At 42.7% G+C, this 23,005-nt stretch carries 21 protein-coding genes and 1 pseudogene; 5 read left to right on the top strand and 17 right to left on the bottom strand.

Annotation, left to right across the window (positions count from 1 at the left end; all coding sequences use genetic code 11):
• Positions 1-209: 209 nt before the first annotated feature.
• A complete protein-coding gene (locus AC58U0_RS10060) occupies positions 210-1,109 on the bottom strand; it encodes a LysR family transcriptional regulator (protein ID WP_497378872.1) in 900 nt (299 codons plus the stop codon).
• Between the two features lie 171 nt (positions 1,110-1,280).
• On the opposite strand from AC58U0_RS10060, the gene AC58U0_RS10055 reads away from it, so the two are divergent.
• Positions 1,281-2,207 (top strand): DMT family transporter, encoded by a 927-nt coding sequence (locus tag AC58U0_RS10055; protein WP_497378871.1) that lies wholly within the window; start codon positions 1,281-1,283, stop codon positions 2,205-2,207.
• Between the two features lie 148 nt (positions 2,208-2,355).
• Here AC58U0_RS10055 and kynB read toward each other — a convergent pair whose 3' ends face one another.
• From kynB to kynU, 4 genes are all read right to left on the bottom strand, one after another.
• Positions 2,356-3,006, bottom strand: coding sequence for an arylformamidase (gene kynB, locus AC58U0_RS10050; protein ID WP_497378870.1), 651 nt, complete (start codon positions 3,004-3,006; stop codon positions 2,356-2,358).
• Between the two features lie 156 nt (positions 3,007-3,162).
• Positions 3,163-4,011, bottom strand: a complete 849-nt coding sequence (gene kynA, locus AC58U0_RS10045; RefSeq protein ID WP_057305685.1) for a tryptophan 2,3-dioxygenase — start codon at positions 4,009-4,011, stop codon at positions 3,163-3,165.
• Between the two features lie 58 nt (positions 4,012-4,069).
• Entirely contained in the window at positions 4,070-5,449 is a 1,380-nt protein-coding gene (locus tag AC58U0_RS10040) for an amino acid permease (protein ID WP_497378869.1), read from the bottom strand.
• 30 nt (positions 5,450-5,479) lie between these two features.
• Positions 5,480-6,721 (bottom strand): kynureninase, encoded by a 1,242-nt coding sequence (gene kynU, locus AC58U0_RS10035; RefSeq protein WP_442952726.1) that lies wholly within the window; start codon positions 6,719-6,721, stop codon positions 5,480-5,482.
• Between the two features lie 212 nt (positions 6,722-6,933).
• On the opposite strand from kynU, the gene AC58U0_RS10030 reads away from it, so the two are divergent.
• Positions 6,934-7,548 (top strand): TetR/AcrR family transcriptional regulator, encoded by a 615-nt coding sequence (locus tag AC58U0_RS10030; RefSeq protein ID WP_057305688.1) that lies wholly within the window; start codon positions 6,934-6,936, stop codon positions 7,546-7,548.
• Between the two features lie 121 nt (positions 7,549-7,669).
• Here AC58U0_RS10030 and AC58U0_RS10025 read toward each other — a convergent pair whose 3' ends face one another.
• From AC58U0_RS10025 to AC58U0_RS09995, 7 genes are all read right to left on the bottom strand, one after another.
• Positions 7,670-8,758, bottom strand: a complete 1,089-nt coding sequence (locus AC58U0_RS10025) for a low temperature requirement protein A (RefSeq protein WP_497378868.1) — start codon at positions 8,756-8,758, stop codon at positions 7,670-7,672.
• A gap of 115 nt (positions 8,759-8,873) precedes the next feature.
• On the bottom strand, positions 8,874-9,872 hold the full coding sequence (locus tag AC58U0_RS10020; RefSeq protein WP_497378867.1) for a type I glyceraldehyde-3-phosphate dehydrogenase: 999 nt from the start codon (positions 9,870-9,872) through the stop codon (positions 8,874-8,876).
• A gap of 49 nt (positions 9,873-9,921) precedes the next feature.
• Positions 9,922-10,248 (bottom strand): hypothetical protein, encoded by a 327-nt coding sequence (locus AC58U0_RS10015; RefSeq protein WP_060648311.1) that lies wholly within the window; start codon positions 10,246-10,248, stop codon positions 9,922-9,924.
• Between the two features lie 20 nt (positions 10,249-10,268).
• On the bottom strand, positions 10,269-10,967 hold the full coding sequence (locus AC58U0_RS10010) for a pirin family protein (RefSeq protein ID WP_497378866.1): 699 nt from the start codon (positions 10,965-10,967) through the stop codon (positions 10,269-10,271).
• A gap of 171 nt (positions 10,968-11,138) precedes the next feature.
• Entirely contained in the window at positions 11,139-11,414 is a 276-nt protein-coding gene (locus tag AC58U0_RS10005) for a GNAT family N-acetyltransferase (RefSeq protein ID WP_497378865.1), read from the bottom strand.
• A 14-nt stretch (positions 11,415-11,428) separates the two neighbouring features.
• A complete protein-coding gene (locus tag AC58U0_RS10000) occupies positions 11,429-11,653 on the bottom strand; it encodes a (4Fe-4S)-binding protein (RefSeq protein ID WP_497378864.1) in 225 nt (74 codons plus the stop codon).
• On the bottom strand, positions 11,650-12,597 hold the full coding sequence (locus AC58U0_RS09995) for a ring-cleaving dioxygenase (RefSeq protein WP_497378863.1): 948 nt from the start codon (positions 12,595-12,597) through the stop codon (positions 11,650-11,652). Before AC58U0_RS09995 ends, AC58U0_RS10000 begins: the two co-directional genes overlap by 4 nt.
• Before the next feature lie 642 nt (positions 12,598-13,239).
• Between AC58U0_RS09995 and AC58U0_RS09990 the strand changes: the two genes are divergently transcribed.
• Together AC58U0_RS09990 and AC58U0_RS09985 are read left to right on the top strand one after the other, a co-directional pair.
• Positions 13,240-13,830 (top strand): hydrolase, encoded by a 591-nt coding sequence (locus AC58U0_RS09990; protein ID WP_497318306.1) that lies wholly within the window; start codon positions 13,240-13,242, stop codon positions 13,828-13,830.
• A 135-nt stretch (positions 13,831-13,965) separates the two neighbouring features.
• Positions 13,966-14,109, top strand: coding sequence for a YodN-related protein (locus AC58U0_RS09985; RefSeq protein WP_156390177.1), 144 nt, complete (start codon positions 13,966-13,968; stop codon positions 14,107-14,109).
• Between the two features lie 638 nt (positions 14,110-14,747).
• On the opposite strand, the gene AC58U0_RS09980 is transcribed toward AC58U0_RS09985, so the two are convergent.
• Positions 14,748-15,644 (bottom strand): LysR family transcriptional regulator, encoded by an 897-nt coding sequence (locus tag AC58U0_RS09980; protein ID WP_060648314.1) that lies wholly within the window; start codon positions 15,642-15,644, stop codon positions 14,748-14,750.
• Between the two features lie 248 nt (positions 15,645-15,892).
• Here AC58U0_RS09980 and AC58U0_RS09975 point away from each other — a divergent pair.
• Positions 15,893-16,054 (top strand): annotated as a pseudogene (locus tag AC58U0_RS09975) (IS110 family transposase); the annotation flags it as partial.
• 209 nt (positions 16,055-16,263) lie between these two features.
• Here AC58U0_RS09975 and AC58U0_RS09970 read toward each other — a convergent pair.
• The 4 genes from AC58U0_RS09970 to AC58U0_RS09955 all read right to left on the bottom strand — a co-directional run bounded on the left by AC58U0_RS09970 (position 16,264) and on the right by AC58U0_RS09955 (position 22,637).
• Positions 16,264-17,829, bottom strand: coding sequence for a response regulator (locus AC58U0_RS09970; RefSeq protein WP_497378862.1), 1,566 nt, complete (start codon positions 17,827-17,829; stop codon positions 16,264-16,266).
• 6 nt (positions 17,830-17,835) lie between these two features.
• The gene (locus tag AC58U0_RS09965; RefSeq protein WP_497378861.1) at positions 17,836-19,731 is read right to left on the bottom strand and encodes a sensor histidine kinase; all 1,896 of its coding nucleotides are present in this window, start codon (positions 19,729-19,731) and stop codon (positions 17,836-17,838) included.
• 23 nt (positions 19,732-19,754) lie between these two features.
• On the bottom strand, positions 19,755-21,434 hold the full coding sequence (locus AC58U0_RS09960; RefSeq protein ID WP_497378860.1) for a type 2 periplasmic-binding domain-containing protein: 1,680 nt from the start codon (positions 21,432-21,434) through the stop codon (positions 19,755-19,757).
• 315 nt (positions 21,435-21,749) lie between these two features.
• Positions 21,750-22,637 carry a LysR family transcriptional regulator gene (locus AC58U0_RS09955; protein WP_497378859.1) on the bottom strand — a complete coding sequence of 296 codons (888 nt, stop codon included), beginning with the start codon at positions 22,635-22,637 and terminating at the stop codon, positions 21,750-21,752.
• Positions 22,638-23,005: the final 368 nt, after the last annotated feature.

The raw sequence follows: 23,005 nt of genomic DNA, 5'->3' as shown, positions 1-23,005 counted from the left end.
AGCGCAGCTCCTTCTATTTGATTATTTGATATAGTCAACTATAGAATAAATGCTTTAGCGGTAGTCCCTGAACTCTTGAGGTGTACAACCGACTGCCTTTTTAAAAATGTAAGCGAAATAAGCAGCCCTCTGGTACCTGAGCATTTCCTATGCGGACATCGAGAACAAAATCAGAAATGGTCTTACCATAGCCTAGGGGAGAGAAAAGCTTAAATTTCAATCAAGGGCTCATGTTCAGCTTGAAAAGGGAACACTTTCTGAGCTGCCTCGATAAACAGTTTTACCGCAATGGTGCAGTCCTCCACGGGTCCAGTGGCTATGTGAATATCCCGGTAGGCCTGGGGAGACAGACGCTTTAGCGTGAGGCCTTGAGGACGGTCCAAAAGGGACAGCTCAGACATTACCGCCAAACCCTCGCCTGCAAGAACCATTTGAAGCGCGGTTCTGTAGTTGTAGAGAATGTACTTCACCTTTGGTGTCTCCCCCGCACTTTCAAACCAACTCAGGACAGGCGGTTCATAACCCGCTTTACAGATTAGCATCGGTTCCTCCCGCAAATCTTCAGGGCGGATTATTCTCTTCCCATTTAGCCGGTGTTCGTCTCTCATGACCGCATAAATACCTTCCCGGTAAAGAGGGAAAGAATCGGTGGTTTTATCCGAGGGGATAAGCAATCCAACATCGATTTGCCGGTTATCTAGCCATTCCTGCACATCCGCAATGGTACCTTCCACGATGCTAAACTCCAGCTTTGGATAATGCTGTTTGATTTGGCTAATCAGTTTCGGAACAAAATAAGACGCCGCTACCGGGAAGGCGCCGATGCGGACGCAGCCGGTTTCCAGTCCTTTTTCCTTGGCGATTTCCTGGTCGACTTTGTCATATCCTTGAAGAATCTCCCGGAAAACCCGAACGGTTCGCTCTCCAACTGGCGTGAGCGCAACGCCGTGACGCCGATCTCGGATAATTAATGTTACCCCGAGCTCACGTTCCAGGGAAGTGACCGCACGGCTGACGGCCGGCTGCGTCATATTCATTTTTTCCCCGGCAGTCGTAAAGTTTCGGGTTTCCGAAATAGCGACGATCAACTGTAACAGAGATTTATTCATATCAATTTTGTTATCTCCCTCATGACTTATATTCATTTTATTTATGATATACCTTATTGTATCATGATAATAGAACAAGAGAAAGAACATGTTGTTGAGAGACTTACCAGGCCTTAAACACGCTGCTGCAGTGAGCTGTGACCTGGAATACAATGGGATAGGAGTCTGATTATGAAAACAAGAGCCTGGATTTTTCTAGTATTGGCGAATCTGTTTTGGGCTGGTAATCTGATATTCGGCAAATCGGTTACGTCCGATTTCCATCCAATCTGGGCCTCTTTCTTGCGTTGGGCGATTGCGGCCGTGGTGCTGATTCCGATTGCGCAACTGGTGGAGAAACCGAACTGGCTGAAGATTTGGAAAAACAACTGGGGCATTCTGTTATTCTTCTCGCTGGTAGGCGTCGTGTCTTACACGCTTCTTACCTACACGGCACTCCAGCACACCTCATCTACAAACGGCAGTCTGATCAACAGTTTGACTCCGGCGGTCATGATCGTGTTATCCTTGCTGTTCCTGAAGGACAAAATTACCGTTTGGCAGGGAGTGGGGCTGGTGTTATCTTTCCTGGGTGTACTCACGGTATTGACGAAAGGGCATCTGCTTGGTGTATTTAGCACACATTATAACCAAGGAGACGGCATCCTGCTGGTAGCGGTATTTCTATGGGCCATCTATTCGATAATCAGCAAAAGAGTGCAGCATCTTCCTCCGATTACATTTGTTGCATTTACAGCTTCTATTGGCGTCGTTTGCATGCTCCCGCTGCTGTTTATTCAGCCTTTACATAAAGAGCACATCACCGCTTTCGGCATTACAGGTATCATCTATTTGGGTTTATTCCCTTCCATCGGGTCATTCCTGTTCTGGAACCAGGGCATTAAGGAGCTTGGACCGAGCAAAGCCAGCATCACAATGAATTTGATGCCGATTTTCACAGCAATCATATCTGTGATGGTTGGTCAGGAATTGCTGGTCTCACAAATCGTAGGTGGCGTTATCGTCATTGTGGGCATGCTGTTGTCGGCTAACCTGATGAATCGGGTGAGAGGAGCAAAAACCAAAACGATAACCAAACGGCGCACAGGCATGGCTTAAGGAATTTTCACTTTCTTCCCGATAACGTAACACGGCTACCGATCCATGCCGGTAGCCGTGTTATAGTTTTTTATTCAACTATCGTTTCTCGTTCGCGTAACTAGTTTCGCAGCATAATCAAACCTGAAAATTTGCAGATATCAGTTTTCTATTTACGCCGATTCAATTCATTTAAAGGGAGTTTCTTCAACACGGCACGTACCGGACTTCCATCGGCTTCAACTAATGGTAATGGGAGGGCTATCAATTCATAATCCCCTGGTAAAACATTATCTAAGACAAGCCCTTCCAAGATGTGAATGCCATGACTGGCAAGTTCATGATGAGCTAATAGTTCTTTGCTATCTAATGGGTCTACGGACGGCAAATCAAGACCAATAAGACGAACACCGAGTTCTGCAAGATGAGCCGCTAATTCTGGTTGGAGGTGAGGAATTGTTTGTGGGAACACGCACCGATCCTTCCATGCATCTGTACGAATTAACAGACGGGTAATCCCGTTTAGATCTATACCGGATATTTCACCCACTCCGATGGATGTATAGTTTGGCAAATAAACGACACGGGCAGGTCCAATATATAAATCAAGATCCAGTTCAATTACTCTTTCTCCCTCATTATCAAAATGAAAAGGTGCATCTATATGAGTACCAGTGTGTACACTCATGTTAATTTGACCTACATTGACAGATCCACTCTCTTCTTTACTCCAATTCACTTTGTATGAGAAGGGTGTGTCTCCTGGCCAGACTGCAACCTTTTTGTCTAGCGGCTGTGAAATATCAATCCATGTACCCAAGCATATTACCTCCATTTCTTCCGATTTCTTCTCTCCACATCAGAATGTTCAAGTTCTTTACAGCGCTAAAGCGAGTAGAGCGGCATTCAGATTGGCGAATAAACCTACCTTTAAACGCGGTCGCTCATCTTCGAATGACCTCGATAGAGGTTTATCTCATAGCTTCGCTCTTAGACTCCATAGCTCCGGGAAGAAGTGTTGGTCCAGAGCTCTTTTTAAATAAGTAACACCTGATGAGCCGCCTGTTCCTTGTTTATGACCAATAATTCTTTCCACGGTAGTCATATGATTAAAACGCCATAATTGCTGTTGACTTCCAATGTCCACTAGTTTCTCTGCCAGCTCATATAAATCCCAATATTGCTCGACATTGCGGTAAACGGTCAGCCACGCCTCTTCTACACTGGCATTTGGTTGATAGTTTTGCGACCAATCCCTGTTAAGTGCTTCTTGATCAATAGGTAATCCACGCAATGCAAGCGCATTGATAGCCGCGTCATAAATACTTGGCTCATGAAGAGACTGCTGCATTTGCTCGTATAGATCGCTCTGATGTTGAAATACGGATAACGTATGGACATTCTTGTTGCCTAGCGCAAATTCAATCAAACGATTCTGATGAGACTGGAACCCGGAAGATTGGCCCAGTTTATCTCTAAATTCCATGTATTCGGCTGGCGTCAACGTAGAGAGGACGCTCCATGACTGTATCAATTGGTGCTGAATTCTCGAAACACGGGACAACATTTTAAATGATGGTTCCAAATCGTTATTGCGTATACTCAGGGTTGCTGCTTTCACCTCATGTAAAATGAGCTTCATCCATAACTCACTAGCCTGGTGGATAATGATAAAAAGCATTTCATCATGGTGATCCGAACATCTATGTTGACTAGATAAAATCTTATCCAGATGGAGATAATCTCCGTAAGACATCGCTTTGCTAAAATCTGTTTGAATTTCTTTTTCGAGCCCCATACTTTTGTTTTGTTCATTATTATTCATTCTGTAACGCCCCTCTCTTCGTAAGAGAAATCCAACAGTTTGCTGCACGGCATGATGATTACTTGTTCCTTTTTTTCCAAACGAAATAAGCAGCAGACAGAAACAGTAACCATGGAATCCCAAATTGAAGCATAATTTTAAAACCTGTAAACCATGTAGAAATCATTAAACTAAGTAGAAGAACCGCTCCCAGAATCGTTAAATAAGGAAAACCAAGCATTCTCACCGGCAAATGGCGACCACCCATTTTCTCCCACTTTCTTCTGAAAAATAAATGAGAAATGAACACCATAAGCCAAGTGAATATAGCTCCGAACATGGAAATTCCCATCATCAATGCATAGGATGAATCTGGGAGTATTGCATTAATTGCTGCGGCAATAAAAATCCCAAGTGTAGAAACAGCAAGAGCGCTGACTGGAACCCCTTTATTATTAATTTTCCCCAAAAAGGCAGGGGCATGATTACCGCGTGATAATGAGAACATCATACGTGTTGAAGCATACAGTTGACTGTTCATTGCCGATAAAGCAGCCGTTAAAATGATAAAATTCATGATTCCAGATGCTCCAGGAACATTCAAGATTTCCATTACTTTTACGAATGGACTTTTATCGATCCCCGCTGATTTCCAAGGAACAATCATTAGCATGATACCAATTGTCAAAACATAGAAGGTAGACAAACGGAATACGGTTGATTTCAATGCTTTAGGTACGGCTACATCGGGGTCTTTTGACTCCCCAGCTGTAACCGCTATCATTTCTGTTCCCAAAAAGCTGAATAAAGAAATAAAGATAGCTACCCACATGCCCCACCAGCCAAAGGGTAAAAAACCTCCATCATTCACTAAGTTTCCGGGTCCGATATTTGACTGTCCGGATGTTCCAAATAGGATATAAGATCCAAGAAGAATAAAGCCGACAATTGCACTTATTTTTATCATAGAGAACCAATACTCAACAGTACCAAATATATGAACACTCTTGGCATTTATATAAATTAGCAAAGTGGCAAACAATAAAATCCATACGATTTCTGGCACAGTCGGAAACCAGTATTTCATATAAACAGCTATTGCACTTACTTCTACCCCAATAGCAAGAACATTGGCTATCCAATATGAATAACGAACAAGAAAGCCTGCCATGGGATTGATGTATTTTTCAGAAATCGTTCCAAAAGATCCCGAAGTAGGATGTGCGACCGTCATTTCCGCTAAACATCCCATTAACAACAATACGATAAATGCGCCTATTCCATAACTCAACAATACACTTGGACCTGCTGTTTTGATGGCTAGCCCGCTGCCTAGGAACAATCCCGTCCCGATGGCACAACCCATGGCAATCATCATAAGTTGGTTTGTTTTTAAATCACGCTTTAGCCCACTCTCTATTTCATCTCCATTATTCGATTGCGTATCTTTATTTGTCATATTTCATCCCCCTTTTTCGTCAAAAGGCATTTATGCAACCACTTCACGTTCATTATGAAATAGTTTGTATTGTTCTTCTGCCATGATTTTTTTGAGAATTTGTATGACTTCCCAAACTTCTGCGTAAGAAGTATACAGCGCAACCGGAGCAAGACGAATGATGTTTGGCGCTCGGAAATCCGGTATCACGCCATTTTTTTTCAAAGCCTTGCAAATGCGCGCAGCTTCCCCATGCTCAAGGCTCACGTGACCTCCGCGACGTACGTCTTCTCTGGGACTTCCAATGGCGAACCCATAATCTGCTAACTCATGTTCAATTAAGTTCATTAAATATTGATTGATTTGAAGAGACTTTTGGCGAATATTCGCAATACCGGCTTCTGCAATAATTTCTAAAGATCCTAGTAAAGGTGCAAGGCTTAATACGTGGGGCGTTCCAATTTGGTAGGCTCCCGCTGATTCAGCTGGTGTTAATGTATGTTCCATGTCGAATTGTTTATCTTTTCTGGACCCGAACCATCCAGCCAATCCAGGGTTAGTTCCAAAATGTTTACGATTTACGAATAAACCGCCAACACAGCCAGGTCCGCCGTTTAAATGTTTGTAATTGCACCAATACGCGAAGTCAACATCCCATTCGCTAAACGAATGCGGGATCGCCCCGATAGAATGACATCCGTCAAATCCGATTAAAATGCCTCTTCTATGAGCTTCTGCCGTTAATCGCTTCATATCCAAGATTTGACCGCTGCGATACAGAACGGTAGGCAAGATGATCAGAGCAATGTCATCGGTCATAGCCTCGATCATATCATCTTCTTCTAAAAATCGGCCATCCCGGCTTTTCACACGGATGAGATGGGTATCTGGATCGTATCCATGGGTGCGAAGTTGGCTTTGAAGAGCATAAATATCAGATGGAAACGTTAGTTCATCTGCCAAAATTTTGGTACGTGTCCCTTGAGGCTTATAAAAAGTAGCAACAAGTTGATGTAAATTTATAGTCGTGGAACCGGTTACAATAACTTCATTAGGAAAAGCTCCTACTAACGGTGCACTCATCTCGCCTAATTTCTCCGATAAGGTAAACCATGGATGATTCCCTTGTGTCCATCCATCGATGCCATGTTCTTTCCAATCGGCTAAAGACTCCAAAAGTGTACGTTCAGCTCTTCTCGAAAGCAGCCCCAATGAATTCCCATCCATATAGATGGAATCAGGCTGTAAATAAAATTCTTCCCGAAAACGCGAAAGGTTATCCTCTATGTCCAATTGTTTTGCGAAATCTAATGTAGGTTGAAAGAAATTTGAAAGCACCGTATCATCCCCTTCTTTATTTAAAATCACTTTTTCTAAAGACATCATATCAATGAATATGACATGGTGTCAATATTATTATCCAGACGATTCAATCTAAACAAATCTTTCCTTTTCAGAGAAATCCTTATATCCTAGAAGATAATTATTAAAAGGGGGGAATTGGAATGAGCAATGACAAAATAGGGGATAAACGACATTTACGCTCAGCAGTGACACGTCAAAAGTTATTGGAAGCCGCAAGGGAAGTTTTTCTAGACGATGGTTTTCAAAAAGCGACGATTTCTCAAATGATCAAAAAAGCAAACATTGGGTACGGAACAGCCTATGTTCATTTTGAAGGAAAAGAGGATCTTCTTTGCGTATTAATGGAGAATGTCATGGCTCAGTTTTATGAAATTGCCGAGATCTCCTTCTTCCCGAAATCGAAAGACGAAGCAGAGCAAATCATAAAAAAACAAACCCATGATTTTTTAAAAATGGCAGAGGCAGAACGTAATATGATGCAAATCTTCGAGCAGGCTATTGGGGTATCCTCTGTTATTTCGGATAAGTGGAAGGCAATTCGTGAAAAGTTTATTCATCGAATATCTATGGATATTGCCTATTCACAGCAAAATGGGCTAGCCAGAGCTGAATTAAACTATGAAATTGTTGCACGAGGTTGGTTTTTCACGAATGAAATGTATCTTTGGGAAATTGTTCGAAACGAACATCATCGTTCTGTAGAAGAGATTGCTAATACAATCACATCTCTTTACACGACAGGTCTTTATCTATGACTATATTTTTATAGGTGAAACTCAGAGAAGGCAGATGAATGGTTACATTCGACCTGCCTTCTCTTCATCATATGCTTGGCTTCGATTCCGCGCTTGTGTGTTCTTCAGTTTTAAAAGATTGTTAAGTCGTTAATTTGGCGTACACGATAAAAAATACCATCATTTCTCCGATGATTGCATAATTAGGTACATGAAAAGCCAAGTCCAACGCCATAAAACATCCAATTATTCCTAATAAAATCCCCAAATGATAGTGCTTCAAGGGTAGGTGTTTATGTCTATATCGATAGAAAACCAGATATGTAGAGAAAAAATAAAGCAGTACGGATCCAAAAATAAAACCCAACATGAATAGATAATTGAGTTGTTCCTTAAATAACAATTGGATCGAAGCAGCTATCGAACTCATGGATAAATAAATGAATAGATGGCCATAAATAATCGTTTGACCGGCAGTTTGTATTTCTTTGCTCACTTTCCGTTCAATATGATCAAAATATTGCCACCACAAAGCAATAACTAATATACATGTAAATGAGGCAAACAAAATGGATGGCAATGTCCAATCACTTGACTGCAATACAGCAAGTATACTGATCACTGATTCACCAAGAAGAATAAGTGTAAACAATGCAAAGCGTTCCAATAAGTGATGGGTATGTATGGGGGTTTTTATTAGGTACCGTCGGCCGATTAACGGCAGCAAAATATCTACAGCAATTCCCGCATATAGAATCGCGTATCGGATCCATGAATCAAAGAATAGCGAACAGGAAGATATCAATATTCCGATCCAAAAGCGAGTCCCCAAGTATTTAGCGGTCTTTTGTTGATGTGTGCCTGTTGCTTTGTGTACCGTAAGATATTGAATAGCTGTCAGTGCTCTCGAACCAATATAGCCTACAAAGAAGGGAATATAGAAGTGATCAAAATTAACAGATAGGCTTGCAGTCATAATTAAAACAAAAAATAGTTGTAGGAACATGAATATCCTATGAGTAACGATATCTTGACCAAAACGATTATTAAAGAGTGTTTGTCCCACCCACGCCCACCAGATTGGAATGAAGATTAAAACAAATTTGGTTAAGTATTCAATGGAAATGCTCCCATGATCGACATGCAGCAAGACGTGGTTCGCTTTTGATACGGCTGCTACAAAAAGTAGATCGTAAAAAAGCTCCAACCAGGTTACTTTTTTCTCAACCATAACTTCAAAACCCCCTTTATTTGACTTCATATTCACTAATAAATGAGGTAAAGGACTATCGGTAATGTTCGATAGCCCTAAATATAAAAAATTAAATTTCAATATATTAGCAATTTTACTTATTTACTAGATAAGCCGCTACTTCAGCTAATCGTGAAGCGTAACCCCATTCATTATCGTACCATGTTGCGATGGACAGCAGTTCGCCCTGTACTTGAGTCAATGGAAGGTCAATGATAGAGGAATGGGAATCGCCTACGATACGAGAAGAGGCCCATTCGCCTTCTAAAATATCCAAGACTCCCTTCAACTGACCATCTGTAGCGGCACTACGGAAAATATCATTTACCTGCTGCACCGTACATGGTTTTTCCGTAACAAGGTTTAATTCAGCAATACTTCCGGTACGAGTTGGAATTCGGTATGCCTTACCCGTAATCTGTAAATCGTTCCATATGAATTTAAGGGCTTTTGCGGCTCCAGATGAAGAAGGAATGATATTTTCCGCAGCGGCCCACGAATCCCGTCGATCCTTCATAGGCTGATCCGTTAGCGATTGCGTGTTTGTATAGGAATGGACGGTCGAGAATAGACCATACTTGATCCCGAAGTTTTCTCTTACGATTTTGACGACAGGAGCTAATGCATTCGTCGTACAACTAGCCATACTAATGATTTTGTGCTTCTCCGGATCGAAACTATCCAGATTTATTCCTTTAAGTAATACAGCATCACAATCTTCAAGGCTCTTGCTAGGTCCGCTAACCAGTACTCGATTTGCACCACGATCCAAATGAATTTGAGCAATAGCACGGGTAACGGCTCGGCCTGTGCAGTCGATTACCAGATCCACATCCAAGGCCTTCCAATCCGGAACTTCTTTAGACGAATTGATAAACTGAATTTCTCGTCCGCCGATAACCATTAGACCATCCCGTCCGGAGACATCTTCGGGCCAGCGTTTATAGTTAGTATCCACTTCGAAAAGAGCGGCAAGCGTCGCTTCATCTTTAATATCTGAAATGGAAACCGGAACGAAAAGTTGATCTTGCAAAGCGACTCTTAATAATTGCCTTCCAATACGCCCAAATCCGAATATTCCTATTTTGCCCATAGTTAACCTCCATAGAATGTTAAATAAAATTATCTTAGCCATCGATGATTTAAATGCCAAATTCATCCGGGATATATTCGATCCGAGACTCGGCGAAAATAGTAATCTGCTTGAGCTGATCGTCGTACGTGACAGGACCTTCTTTCACATAAAACCAAATTTTTTTCGCAGGTTGATCATCATATTCCCGAAATAGAAACACATTCAATTCCTGTTTCCAACGGAGAATCTCGTGAATATCCACGTCCTGTGTAATGATTAAAGTAATTCTCCACCCCTGACCCATACGTGTCACCGAATATTCCATGGGTTGTTGTTCGGTATGAATAAATGTTCTACCTCCAACCGAATGCCTAACCACAAGTACCTCTTTCATACAAACCCTCCTATTCGTTCTTATGGAAGGTCAATCAGCATTAGAAATGCATCTTCCTCCGCCATGATGCCGAGCTGAGCCAAAGATTCGATTCGAGCCGTATCTCCTTCACCTAACCGAGTATCATTTACTGTGAGTCGTCCCTCAATGACGAAAATAAATATCCGGCGTCCCTCTTCCTGCCGAAAGGTAATCTTTTTATCTCTATCCAACCTGCATAAATAGAGAGTTAGGTCTTGATGGATTTTAACAATCTGCTCTGATCCCTGCGGATCAACGATCGGGAGCAAGGCATTCTTTAACTTCTCTGAATTGTACCTGCGAGTTTCATAGGAAGGATCTAATCCCCGTTCCTTTGGCATGAACCACAATTGAAGAATTCTCATCGGCTCATCCTGCGAAGCGTTGTATTCAGCATGAACAACTCCGGATCCCGCGCTCATTCGCTGCACTTCCCCAGTTTTCGTTACTTCCGTGTTGCCCAAGTTGTCCTCATGACGGACGGATCCTGAAAGTACGATTGTCACAATCTCCATATCACTATGCGGGTGAGCACCAAATCCTTTGCTGGGATCTACGTCATCGTCATTGCATACTCGCAAAACCCCAAATTCGGTGTTATTGGGGTCATAGTAATTGCCGAACGAGAAGCTTAAACGGCTGCGCAGCCATCCATGATCTACGCTAAACCGGGAGTCTGCCGGGAATACCTGGATCATTTTAGAACTCTCCTTATCAGCTATTTAAATTGATTAAGACTAACAAACTCACGAACGGGTTTACGATAACCTTGAGGCCGCTGTTTGGACGTATCTCCCTTACCTATTGCAACCAATAAGATAGGCACAATCGTCAAATGAACTCACTCCTCTCGGGAAAAAGTATCAAAATTATTTTAATAATACGTCATCATAATCTTGATGTTGGTCAAATTGACTCTTGGTGAAAGGACATAGTGGCATAATCTTTAAACTTTCCTTCCGAGCAAACTCGACTACGCGCCTAACCAATTCTTGTCCTACCCCTTGTCCTCGCAGATGATCGGAAACAAACGTGTGATCTACGATTATAATTCCATTCCCAGATGGAACATAATGTATTTCTGCATCCCTCTTATCCTGATCTCCTACATAAAAACTGTTCGTATCTTTATTAATTTCAATCATTATTGTTACCCCATTCATGCTTGATGATCTTTTCTTATATATTGCAAAGCACCGCTTGGGCATTTATCGATAAGATCTGCGATTTTGTCAGCCGTTTCTCCATCTGCTTGAATCCATGGTTTCTTTTTAACGTTGAACACTCCTGGTAACCCTCTCACGCAATTTGCCGAATGACCGCATTTTCCAGAGTGAAATAAAACATCAATATCTTTCCCTTTATATATTTTGAAATCTTTCATTTATCTGACTCCATCACACGTACTTGAATAGGTGATAAACCTTTTTCAATTTCTGCACGTTCAGCTTCAAACCATTCCGGAAGCATCAGTTTTTCACCTAATACATCTGGTTGCTCATCAACTGCAAAACCTGGCGGATCCGTGGCGATTTCAAACAGGATGCCCCCTTCTTCACGAAAATAAATCGCATTGAAATATTGTCGGTCGATAATGTCAGTGGGATGGAAGCCATGTTGCTCTACATGAGTTCTCCATGAATCATGATCCTCATAATCTTTTGCGCGCCATGCAATATGATGAACAGTACCAGCTCCACTTCTGCCCCACTCCATCGCCGCAACATTTACATCAATAATATTGCCAATAGTCCCCGTCGATTTATATCGCATAAAGTCTCCTTCTTGTTCCACCTTTTGAAGACCCAAGACCTGCTCTAGTACATTCATCGTTTTTTCGGGAGCAGTACTATACAGGACAGCACCGCCAAAACCTTTGATAGCTTTATCTATTGAAACACCACCGAAAGACCACTGACTCAAATCTCCTTCCTCGCGCTCTACAATCTCTAGCTGCAAACCATCCTGATCTGAAAATGTTAAGTAATTCTCATCAAACCTCGTCTTCATAGAATAAAGAATATTAAAGTTTTCTAAGCGCTCTTTCCAAAAATCGAGTGCACCTATAGGAACGACATATGTGGTTACACCGACCTGACCTCCACCAATACGCCCTTTTTGACCTAATTCAAATGGAAAAAATGTAATTATAGTACCTGGACGACCTGATTCATTACCGAAATACAAATGGTAAACTTCCGGAGCGTCAAAGTTGATCGTTTTTTTTACAAGTCTCAGACCTAGTACCCCTGCATAAAAGTCCACATTTTTTTGAGCATTCTTTACAAAAGCCGTTATATGGTGAATTCCTTCTGTTTGTTTTTCCATTTTGCAAACACTCCTTGTATGATCTTTAACTGTTTATGTCTTATCATATTGAAATTATCCTTCATGAACAATTCCATTATTTCTATATCACATATAGCCATAAGCTATATCTTCAAGGGCGAAGCTATTCGGGAATACTTAAGTTATGTAGAGGAACGAGGAACGATATTATAATTTTAATCTATAGAACGTATAGAAAAAAGAGAATTGATTGATATATTACGTTTCAATACTATAGAAACATGCAACGGACTTCATAACTAGTTGTTTCAGATGCTGTCGTAACTAATAAAATGAAAGGTGGGATTCTCGTATTCAATGCACCCATTGTAGCAGATGCTGCGGGTGGAACCTCTGAGGCACGAAGGGGCAGCATGTTTACCAAATTATAAACAAGTCGATAAGGTGTCTAATATTTCAACAAAAAAGGAGCTAACAACCATGAAAAAATTACTTACAAGCCGCACAGTAACAACACTAGCACTTTTAACTGCTGTCGTATCGACAAGCGCATTCGGATCTATGATCGTTGCAAAGGCAGAAACGCCTGCTGCGACTGCCGCTAGCAAAGACAAACCTGCCATTCAGGCAAAGGCGGTTCCGTCTCCAAGATTGCTGACACCAACGAACCATACGCTGCTAATGATCGACCACCAGCCGCAAATGGCATTTGGTACATCGTCGATTAACATCCAGGATTTGCGTAATAATGTAACTGGACTTGCTAAAGCAGCTAAGGCTTTTAATGTTCCGACCGTTTTGACAACGGTAGCTTCAAAGTCGTTCAGCGGACCGATTTTCCCGGAAATCCAAGCGGTATTCCCTGACCAGCAGCCAATCGACCGTACAACGATGGATGCCTGGGAGGATCAACGTGTTGTAGATAAAGTGAACAGCTATGGTAATAAAAAGCTAGTCATTTCTGGTCTATGGACAGAGGTTTGCGACTTATCAGCTGCGCTTTCCGCGATCGATCAAGGATATGAAGTATACATCGTTACCGATACTTCAGGCGGTGTATCAAAAGAAGCTCACGACATGGCCATTCAGCGCATGATTCAAGCTGGTGTGACACCAATTACTTGGGAACAGTACCTGCTTGAATTGCAACGTGATTGGGCACGTTCCGAAACGTACAAAGCGACAACAGATATTGCTAAAGAACACGGCGGCGCATATGGATTAGGTATTTTTTACTCACAAGAAATGTTTGGCGGTAAAGAGGGACATTAATCGATAAGCAAGCAAAATTCACGAAGTAAAATATTACTTCGTGAATTTTTTCATCAATCAAATTGAATCGTTCCTATAAGTGTTAAATTCAAGATACTAGAAGATATGAAGCCAGAGGAAGGAAGTGGATGAAAAGTGATACCAATTCTGGTAAACGAATGGCTGGACGAATACAATGACTATATGCTGCTCTATAAAATGTTCGGTGATCAAATATATTTTGATGAAGCAAAAGAAATATTGGAGAGTATGAAAAAGTATGTTTGTGCTAGTGCTTGAAAGCATCTCGTTAAAGAATTACAGAAGTTTGATATTACCAGTTGCTATAGGAGGCCATGGCTCATGGTGGTCAACTCTCCTACATTCCTTCATTCAACCTGTCCATGAGGCGGAGGCCAGATATGCTGCCCGGCAGGATCTCTTCGTCCGTATCGGATTGACTCCATCCAGGCGACAACAATTCGCGGTTCCACCCCCTTTCATCTCTTTGTACTTTTTAGCATGTCTAATTGCTGCCTTAGAAACCGAGTTTCTGCTTTCAATTTCTCGAGTTCTGAGGAGAACTCAGGTCCTTTTCCGCAGCTCTATGTTTACCAACAGGCTGCTTTAACCGATGTAGTTCCCCTTCACGATACCATTTCTTCCAAACCTTAAGCTGTGTTGAATTCCGTATCCCCCATACCTCCATCACTTCACTTACAGGACACCCGCCAACTTCATTTCACTGGCCTTCATCTTCATTTCCATTGGATAGCTACTCTAGTTGCCAACACAAAAGCACCTCCAAGTTGTCCTCCACATCTTACGACATGGGATGCATTCTCTTGAAAGGTGTTTTGATTTGTCTCACTTTATGGGTCAGTCCCTATCGCAAAATATGGGCTGGAGGGCAAATCGAATGAGCGTTTTCATAATTCCTATTTGTGATGGCCATAGTCTGCCCACTTTTTCGATTGTTCTAGAAAAAAGTTGATACATGTTTGAACCGAAGGATTGTTGTAATGATGCTTTTTAAAAATAAGCTTGATCTCACGAACAGGCGTTGGATCTACAAGACGAATCATTTTCAATTTCTGACCAAAAAAGCTTTCAATTAAAGAAGCAGGTAAAATAGCTACCCCCATCTTATGCAGTACCATAAAAAGAAGAATTTCCGCAGAAGTTGACTCAAACTTTGATTGCAAAGATTTGGTGATCTTATCGCTGAATGTATGAAGTTGCTCGATTACACTTATATCCCTAACAAATAAGGCAGATTCTAAATCTTCTAGCTCCTGAAAAGAAATAACGGTTCGATCTGCCCATGGATGATCCTCATAAACGACCAAAGCTTGTTCTTCTTTATATAGGTGCATCATATGAATTTCTTTGTTTGGTTCATGATTGTCGGTAATTCCAATATCGATACTACTATTCAATAATTGCTGTGATGTATTCTCTTGACTGGAAAATTTTAATGTGATATCAGGAAACTGTTCATGGAATTTCAAAAACCGGGGTTTTAAACAAAAAAAGTCCATAGACGAGATGCCTATCAAAAGTTTATTTGTTCGAGCATTGCGTAACTCGTAAGTTTCTTTCTTCGATTCTTCAATGAGCCTCATCACGAAAAGAGCTTTTTGGTAAAGTATTTCCCCGGCAGCTGTAATCTTTACCCCTCTACCAACTCTCTCAAACAAAGGGGTTCCAACTTCTCCCTCTAAAAATCGGATCTGTTGACTTAAAGTAGGTTGAGAAATCATTAAAACTTCTGCAGCCTTAGTATAACTTCCTTCTTTGCAAATTTGAATGAAATATTCTAATTGCCTGAACATGAAAATCTCACTCCTGTTTTCACAATAAAGTTGTAACACACTTAAGCATTTGCTGGTTTGTTTTTATCATTCGGTTTCTTTAACATGGCGATTGCCCAGACACCTATACTCACCTGGTCGGTCCGATGAGCGTGATCGGAGTGATTGCTGGACTTTGTAAACATTATATCAAGGAACCTGTCATGTAATATATCCGCTAGATTTCAGGTAAAGGTTGCTAGATTTTAGGGTTGGTGCGTTGGGAACACTATGTGTGTTGTGAGTTGTACTACAAAGAGGAATTTAAAGACCATAAACAACGAGGGGTTCAACTGCTGAATCTTAGGCATCTAACGCGTCAATTTGACTCGCTTAAGCAAATGTATGTACAGGTGAAACTTCAGTTCCAAGCCGTATTAGATCAAGTTTATATAGGTATGAATGAATTTTATCGCTAAACTACGCTCTTCACTATTCACCACTATTCTCCTCGAATCAGAACTTTCCTGCCCGTTTGTTGAGAAAAGGCAGCTGACCGTTCTGGCCAGCTGCCTTAAGCTTCGCTTGAGTTATCGTTTTCTGTCGTTACCGATTTTAGGTGTAGTCGCATGATTTGAGGGTTCTGAAGTTCAGTGCAATTTTAACCCATTTTGATTTCAAACAGCCTTCGCTGGCTTCGGTATTCCAACGCTGTGATGCCTTCGGTATCCTTGAATATTCTCGTAAAATGCTTCACATTTTCGAATCCAACCTGATCACTGATTTCGTACACCTTCAAATCGGAGTGCACCAGCAGCTCCTTCGCCTTGTCCAGCCTTAACCGGCGAACATAGTTCGAGAAACTCTCACCGTAGTATTCTTGGAAGGCTTGGCTGAAATACGAGTAATTGAGTGAGAAGTGGTTGGACACGACCGCCATGTTCAAATCGTCGGCATAATGCGTCTGCAAGTAGGCGAGAACTTTTTGCATCGTATTTGGCTCCGTAGGCGCTTGCTCTCTCCGATCTTGGATGAACCGATCCAATCTATCGAGAAGCTGCTCAACAACTGCATAATAATGTTCAAATCGATCGAAATTCCCGATATGGCCAACAGAGGCGTACTGACTTAATAGGCCAAGCACTCTATTTCCGTATATTCGGAACACCTTGTCGAACAGCTCTTCATTGAGCAGCTGGCTAATCCGCTCCAGGTAGCCGATTTCACAGCAGCTAATGATACGAGCATCTAGAATTTGATCGAGAAGCTGTTTCATTTCGTCCCCGCGTCCCATTCCCATCAGATTCGATAAACGTTGAATCAACTCAACAGGAACGACATGCCGCTCATTGCGCTTACTTATGCTGGTGTAGTCCAGCACGTCGAGTTCTGGAAGCACAATACTGTATTTCAAGGTTTGTTTCGTTTGGCTATATGCCAACCTTATCTGCTCTATCCCTTGAACAGACTCGCTAATCGCGATTCGCAGCTGCGTCTCGTATATACTCAACTTCCACCGTTCCGCCAACTGGTAGAACATAACCGGATCGCGTGCGATCATAATCGTTCCGCCTTTTCCATCACGCGTGAGCATCCAATCCATATGCCCTTGTAACAGCTCAGCGATTTGATTCCTGAAAGAAGCAGCATCCGTACTGCTAGGCTGCGATCCTTCACCGCGTCGCGTGAGCAAGCCCAGCGTATATCCTGCATCCAACCAGCTAAAGCCGGCCTGCTCCAGCTTGTTTTGTGTTATCGCATCACACACATCCTTCTGGGTCAAATGCTGGGTAACTAGCTCGGCAGCAACAAGGCTGGCATCTACGCCTGCCTTGTCTGCTCGCTCTTCTCTCATCCTTATCTCCCTAATTAATCGCTCCAGGACGGCAAACAAGTCCTCCCGTATCACAGGCTTCACGAGATAATCCTTCACAGCATAGCGAATCGCTTTCTGCGCATATACGAACTGATTATAGCCAGACAGCAGTACAATCTCGGGCCTTACGGGATGCTCTTGCAGTTGCTCGAGCAGTTCAATCCCATCCATAATTGGCATTCGGATATCTGTGAACATAATATCCGCAGGCTCCTGGCTAAGCAGCTCCAGCGCCTCTTGACCATTCTCGGCAAATCGGTAGTTGAACAGATTAGGAAACTGCCTCTCAATCACCGATTGCAAGCCTCTCTGAATGATCTTCTCGTCGTCGACGATTAGCAAGCTAATCATAGATCTCTAATCCCCTTCCATGACCCGATATGGCAAAGTCATGATTATGCGTGTATAGATTCCTTCCTGACTCTCGATCTGAATCCCATATTCCGTCCCATAGCTCATCACTAAGCGTTGGTCCACATTACGCAGACCAATTCCATTGCTGTCCTGGTTATTTTTGCGAACGACTAATTGCCGAACATCCTGGTATGCGGACTCCTCCATTCGTAGCATTCGATTCAATAAGCCCAGCTTCTCTTCCGGTATGCCGCAGCCGCTGTCAGTGATCTCTATGACACAAGCTTGATCACGCCAGACGGCAGAGATCGTAATGACAAGATTTCCGTCGCTGGAATGCATGCGGCTCGTCCCATGCTTGATTGCATTCTCGACTAAGGGCTGCAGTGACATTTTGAGTGATTCCTGCTTGAGGCATTCCGGTGCAACCGACAATCGGAGATCAAGTCTTCCATCATAACGGATGTTCATGACGGATACAAAATGCTGGACCTGCTGAATCTCATCGCTGAGCATCACGTGATCCTGCTTCCATTCCAACGAATACCGCATCATACCGCCTAACGAGGTCATTATGTCCGATATAAGGTACTGCCCTTCAATCTCCGCCAGCATCTTGACGTTCTCCAGCGTATTGTAGAGGAAGTGGGAATCGATCTGGTTCTTCAGCGCCCGGAGCTCGGCTTCTTTGCCTGCCGCCTGCCTAGCTGCTTGCTCTTGAATGAGCTCGTTAATCTTCAGAATGAGCCTATGGTAATGCAGGCCCAGCTCTCCTACCTCATCTGTACCAGTTATCGGCGGCAGCTCGACGTTGAAGTTACCGCTTCTTACCTGTTGCATCGATTCTCTTAACGCCTTAAGCCTGCGCAAAATTATCGCCTGCATCGAGTAAGAAAGCAGTACGAGAAAGGCCACTAGTAACGAAATGAGTGAAATATAAAGAACTCTCGAATGGTTAATGCCTTCCATCGTGTCCGCAAGACTAACCATATTGACCAGATGTACGTCGATCGATGGAATGTAGCTCTGAAATGCTATGTAGGACTGCCCATTAACCTTAAACTGTACTGTCTCGAAATTTGTATTCCTCGTCAGCTTCACGTTGTTCATCAATTGCTCCGAACTGTGCTGTTCGAACACAGGTGAAGCCTTCAAGCTGAATACCTGTCCGCTCCTTGCTACTATGATCAGCTGGGAGTTCTTGTCCTGCACACTACTGAACGTTCGAGAGAAGAAATCCGACAACTTCATCGATATTTCTAGAATCCCGTTATGTTTGTTATCCGCATATTTAAATTCCTGCAAGTACGTCATGAAGGGCTCATTCTGCGATGGTTCGGATGGCATACCGGTGAGGGCAACGTTCTCCTGTATCTCCCACCAGGGCAAACCGCTCTGCTTTATCACCTCATCATGCCAAGGCTTGTCCTGAATACGTGATTCCTTTAGAATGACTGGCCAAATCTCATTCACATAAGGGTTGTCCGTGAACAATCGGACATTGGCAATTCGTGGATTGTTGAACAAAAAATATTGAAAGTTGTTGACAACATCAAGCTTAATACGAATAACACGCGCTGTGTCCTGAATTTGTTTAATTTGCAGATAATTGTTCATTTCCCGGTTGGATAACGCAAGCTGATCGGTCCATCCCATCAGCTCCACGTTATTCTCAATGTTTATCTTCTCGACCGCCAGCACATTCTCGTTTTTCTTCGTCAATTCTTCCATTGCCTTGGTAGACTCTTCATTGAGCGTATACCAGGAGAATAGAACAACCGGTATGAAGATAACGAACACAAATGACAGAATCAGTTTGACTTGAAGCGAAAGCTTAAACGTAAATGCACGTATCCCCAATAACCTACGGATTGCCGCGAATCCCATCTCCTGTTTCACATCCTGCTGCTTCCTCTATCGAACTATTGATTAAGCGACGACTTCAGCTTCTGCACATTTCGTTCATAGGCTGCTTGGCGGCTAGCTACGAGAGCTTCATACTCTGGATCCTCGGTAATGCTTTTCATAAATTCGGTGAACAGTTGATCGAATTCAGCATCCGACTTGGACATCAGCAGCTTTGGCAGGGTCTCGGCCCAGAGCCTCACGTTTTGGTCTTCCGCAATACCTTCCTTCGTCGTCGGGTCCGGATCCAAATTATCGAACTCGGTCATGCTGATCGTCTTGCCCCTCGTCCAATCGGCAATTTGTTTGGCAGGCTCAGCATCCATTCCCGTCATCCATGCTAGATTCATGTTCGTATCCATTAACATCCAGTACATATAAGAACCGCCATATTTGCTATCGAACGCTTTACGGTCGGTGTTGAGCAGATGCATGACCTCCGGCAGGAACTGATCTTTGCCGTCTATCGTATCGTAGGTAATGCCCTTCTCTCCTAAGTACAGATCCTTGTTTCCCTCTTCGCTGAGCAAATAGCTAAGGAATGCAATTGCCCGTTTCTTATCCTTGACATTCTTCGAGATGAGCGTCACCGTCCAACCGGAGACGCCATTTCCTGCAAGTGTTGGCGTATCATTCGTATCATTCGCCGGACCATCAATCGCGATATACACCTTATTCGGGTCCTTCTGATACAACGCTTGATTAATCTCTGTAAAATCAGACCACTGGTACAGCATGGCAAAATAGCGCCCTTGCGATATTTTCTCATCCTTTTCGAGTCGCTTTTCATCAATATAGACATCTGTCGGCATCAGTCCGTCCTCATGCGCTTGGCGGAACACCTTCAGCCATTTCAGATAGGTTGGATCGCTTCGGCGGTCGTACAGTTTTCCGTTTTTCTGCTGCGGAATGGCTAGAAAGTTCTGAAGATACGTATCCAGCGAAAAGTTCCCGGTTTCCGTAAATTCATGCAGGCCGATCGGAATGAGCGGCTGGCCGTCCACTTCCGGAAACTTCTCCTTAGCAGCCTTCAGCGCGCCTAGAAACCCTTCCGGCGTGCTCATATCCGGCTTCCCAAGTGCTTCATACATGTCTTTCCGAACAACAAAGGTCTGATTAGACGTAATAAGTTTACCATATTTTCGATAATCCGCAGGGGATGATGATGCATTCGGGTAGCCATACACATTGCCGTCAGCCTGTGTATACCAGCTAAGCTTTGCGGGGTCTGCGACTTTAATAAAATAAGGATCATACTGATCCGCTAGCTTATTCAATGGAAGCACCATATCTCCCTTAATCATCTTCAACACGGCATCCTCGTACCAGCCTAGCGTGATGAAGTCAGGGAGCGTCCTTGCCGCCATCATCGTGTTGAGCTTCTCGCTGGCGTCGCCAGCAGGCGTGATAAAGTTCAAGCTGACGCCCGTCTTCTTCGTTATATAATCGGAAACGATGTTTCCTCCCCACTTGCTGGTGAACCAATCGAAATTGATATACCAGTCAAACGTAATCGGTTTCGTGTCTAGCTTCCAGGCAGGCTCATCCGGGGAAGGCTTCGTTTGAGAAGCATCTGCTTTCATAAGATTGGCGTTGGAGTTCGTATGATCCTCATCCGTATTCCCATAACAAGCTGTTAACGTCAAACACGCCATCATAGCTAGCAAAAGTATTGCTGAATTACGCATTTTACCCATTCATGATGCTCCTTCGTCTGTGTAGGTTGGCGAACTTAATGTCCTATATTGTATATAGGACAGAGGTGATCTTGCCATACGCAAACAGGCTTTCAAGCCGTGCAGAACCCCCATGCTAGTATAAAGGCTACTGCAAGAAAAATAAAGAGCATACATTTTAAATAGGGTTACTATATTTCAGGTTTCTTAAGCCGCCAACACTAAGCGAGCACGACAAGGAAATATTCCTTCGTCTTGCTCGCGTTCGTTAGCTATGATGTTCTAGTTATGATTCATTACGTGATAGATCATCGCAGCTGCTATAGGGCAAAATAATTATTGCAGCACCGCTTGGACATATGAATTCATCTCTTGAATGAATTTGCGTACAGCGGACCTCGTAGTAACGGAATTAAGATATACAAGAGATATATCCCAACATGGAACTTTGCCTTCTAATTTTACAATACGCAAGGAATCGTCCCTTAGACTTTCGAGCAAAGATGTTGGTATAAGAGCTGCTCCAAGTCCATGACGAACCCCATGAATCAATACTGAAATGGAGGACGTTTCTATTATCGACTTCAAGGTAAACCCATAAGAGAAACAATACATTTCAATTAATGAATTGTTTTGTTCTCGAAACATGATCGAATTCATTTGCTTCAAGGATCGAAAAGGAATCGAAGATTTATCGGCTAAAGGATGTTCTGAATGAATCAATAGCGCCATTTCTTGTCTATACAAATGAGTCGAAATGACCGAAGCATCAGAAATCGGATTTGCAGTGATTCCAATGTCTACCCTTTGCTCCAAAACTTTATTCTCGGCATCCTCTGCAGCGATAATTTTCAATAAAATATTTGGGTACTTTTCGCGAAATCTCATGAGATAAGGAGCAAGGTATCCAAGCTCAGCAGGACAACATCCAATAGAAATTGTTTCTCTAGATATATTGTTTCGGCCGTATATTTCATTTCGTGCCTCTTCAAGAAGATTCATAATAGCGTTGCCCTTATTCAAGAGAATTTTTCCCGCTTCCGTTACTTCAACTCCCCTACTTACCCGATCGAACAATGGAATATTATACTCATCTTCCAAAACCCGAATTTGCTGACTTAGTGTAGGCTGAGTCACACCTAATTCTTCTTTAGCTTTGGTGAAACTTCCCGATTTGCATATTTGAATAAAATATTCAAGCTGGCGAAGCTCTATATAGATCACCCCGATCATCCCAGAATAGGAAAGTACTGATGTATGAAACCGCCCCCAAGTGCCCATCCCTGTTCTCAAGGTACACTTGCGTATTTTGCATCCAAAATTCCCGTATCGGGTGATTGCTGGACTTTGTAAACATTATATCAAGGAACCTGTCATGTAATATATCCGCTAGATTTCAGGTGAAGGTTGCTAGATTTTAGGGTTGGTGCGTTTGGAACACTATGTGTGTAGTCTGAAAATATGAAGAGCCCGCTTCTCAATTGGTCAAGACCCCATTTTATAGACAGTAGAAAAAACCTCTAGGCAGCAAACTGGCGTCGGTACTGAACCGGCGTCAGTTTTTTTAACTTTCTCTGTGGACGTTTTTGGTT

It is taken from the genome of Paenibacillus sp. J31P190 (assembly GCF_059692075.1).
This window is presented reverse-complemented; position numbering and strand designations above follow the sequence as displayed.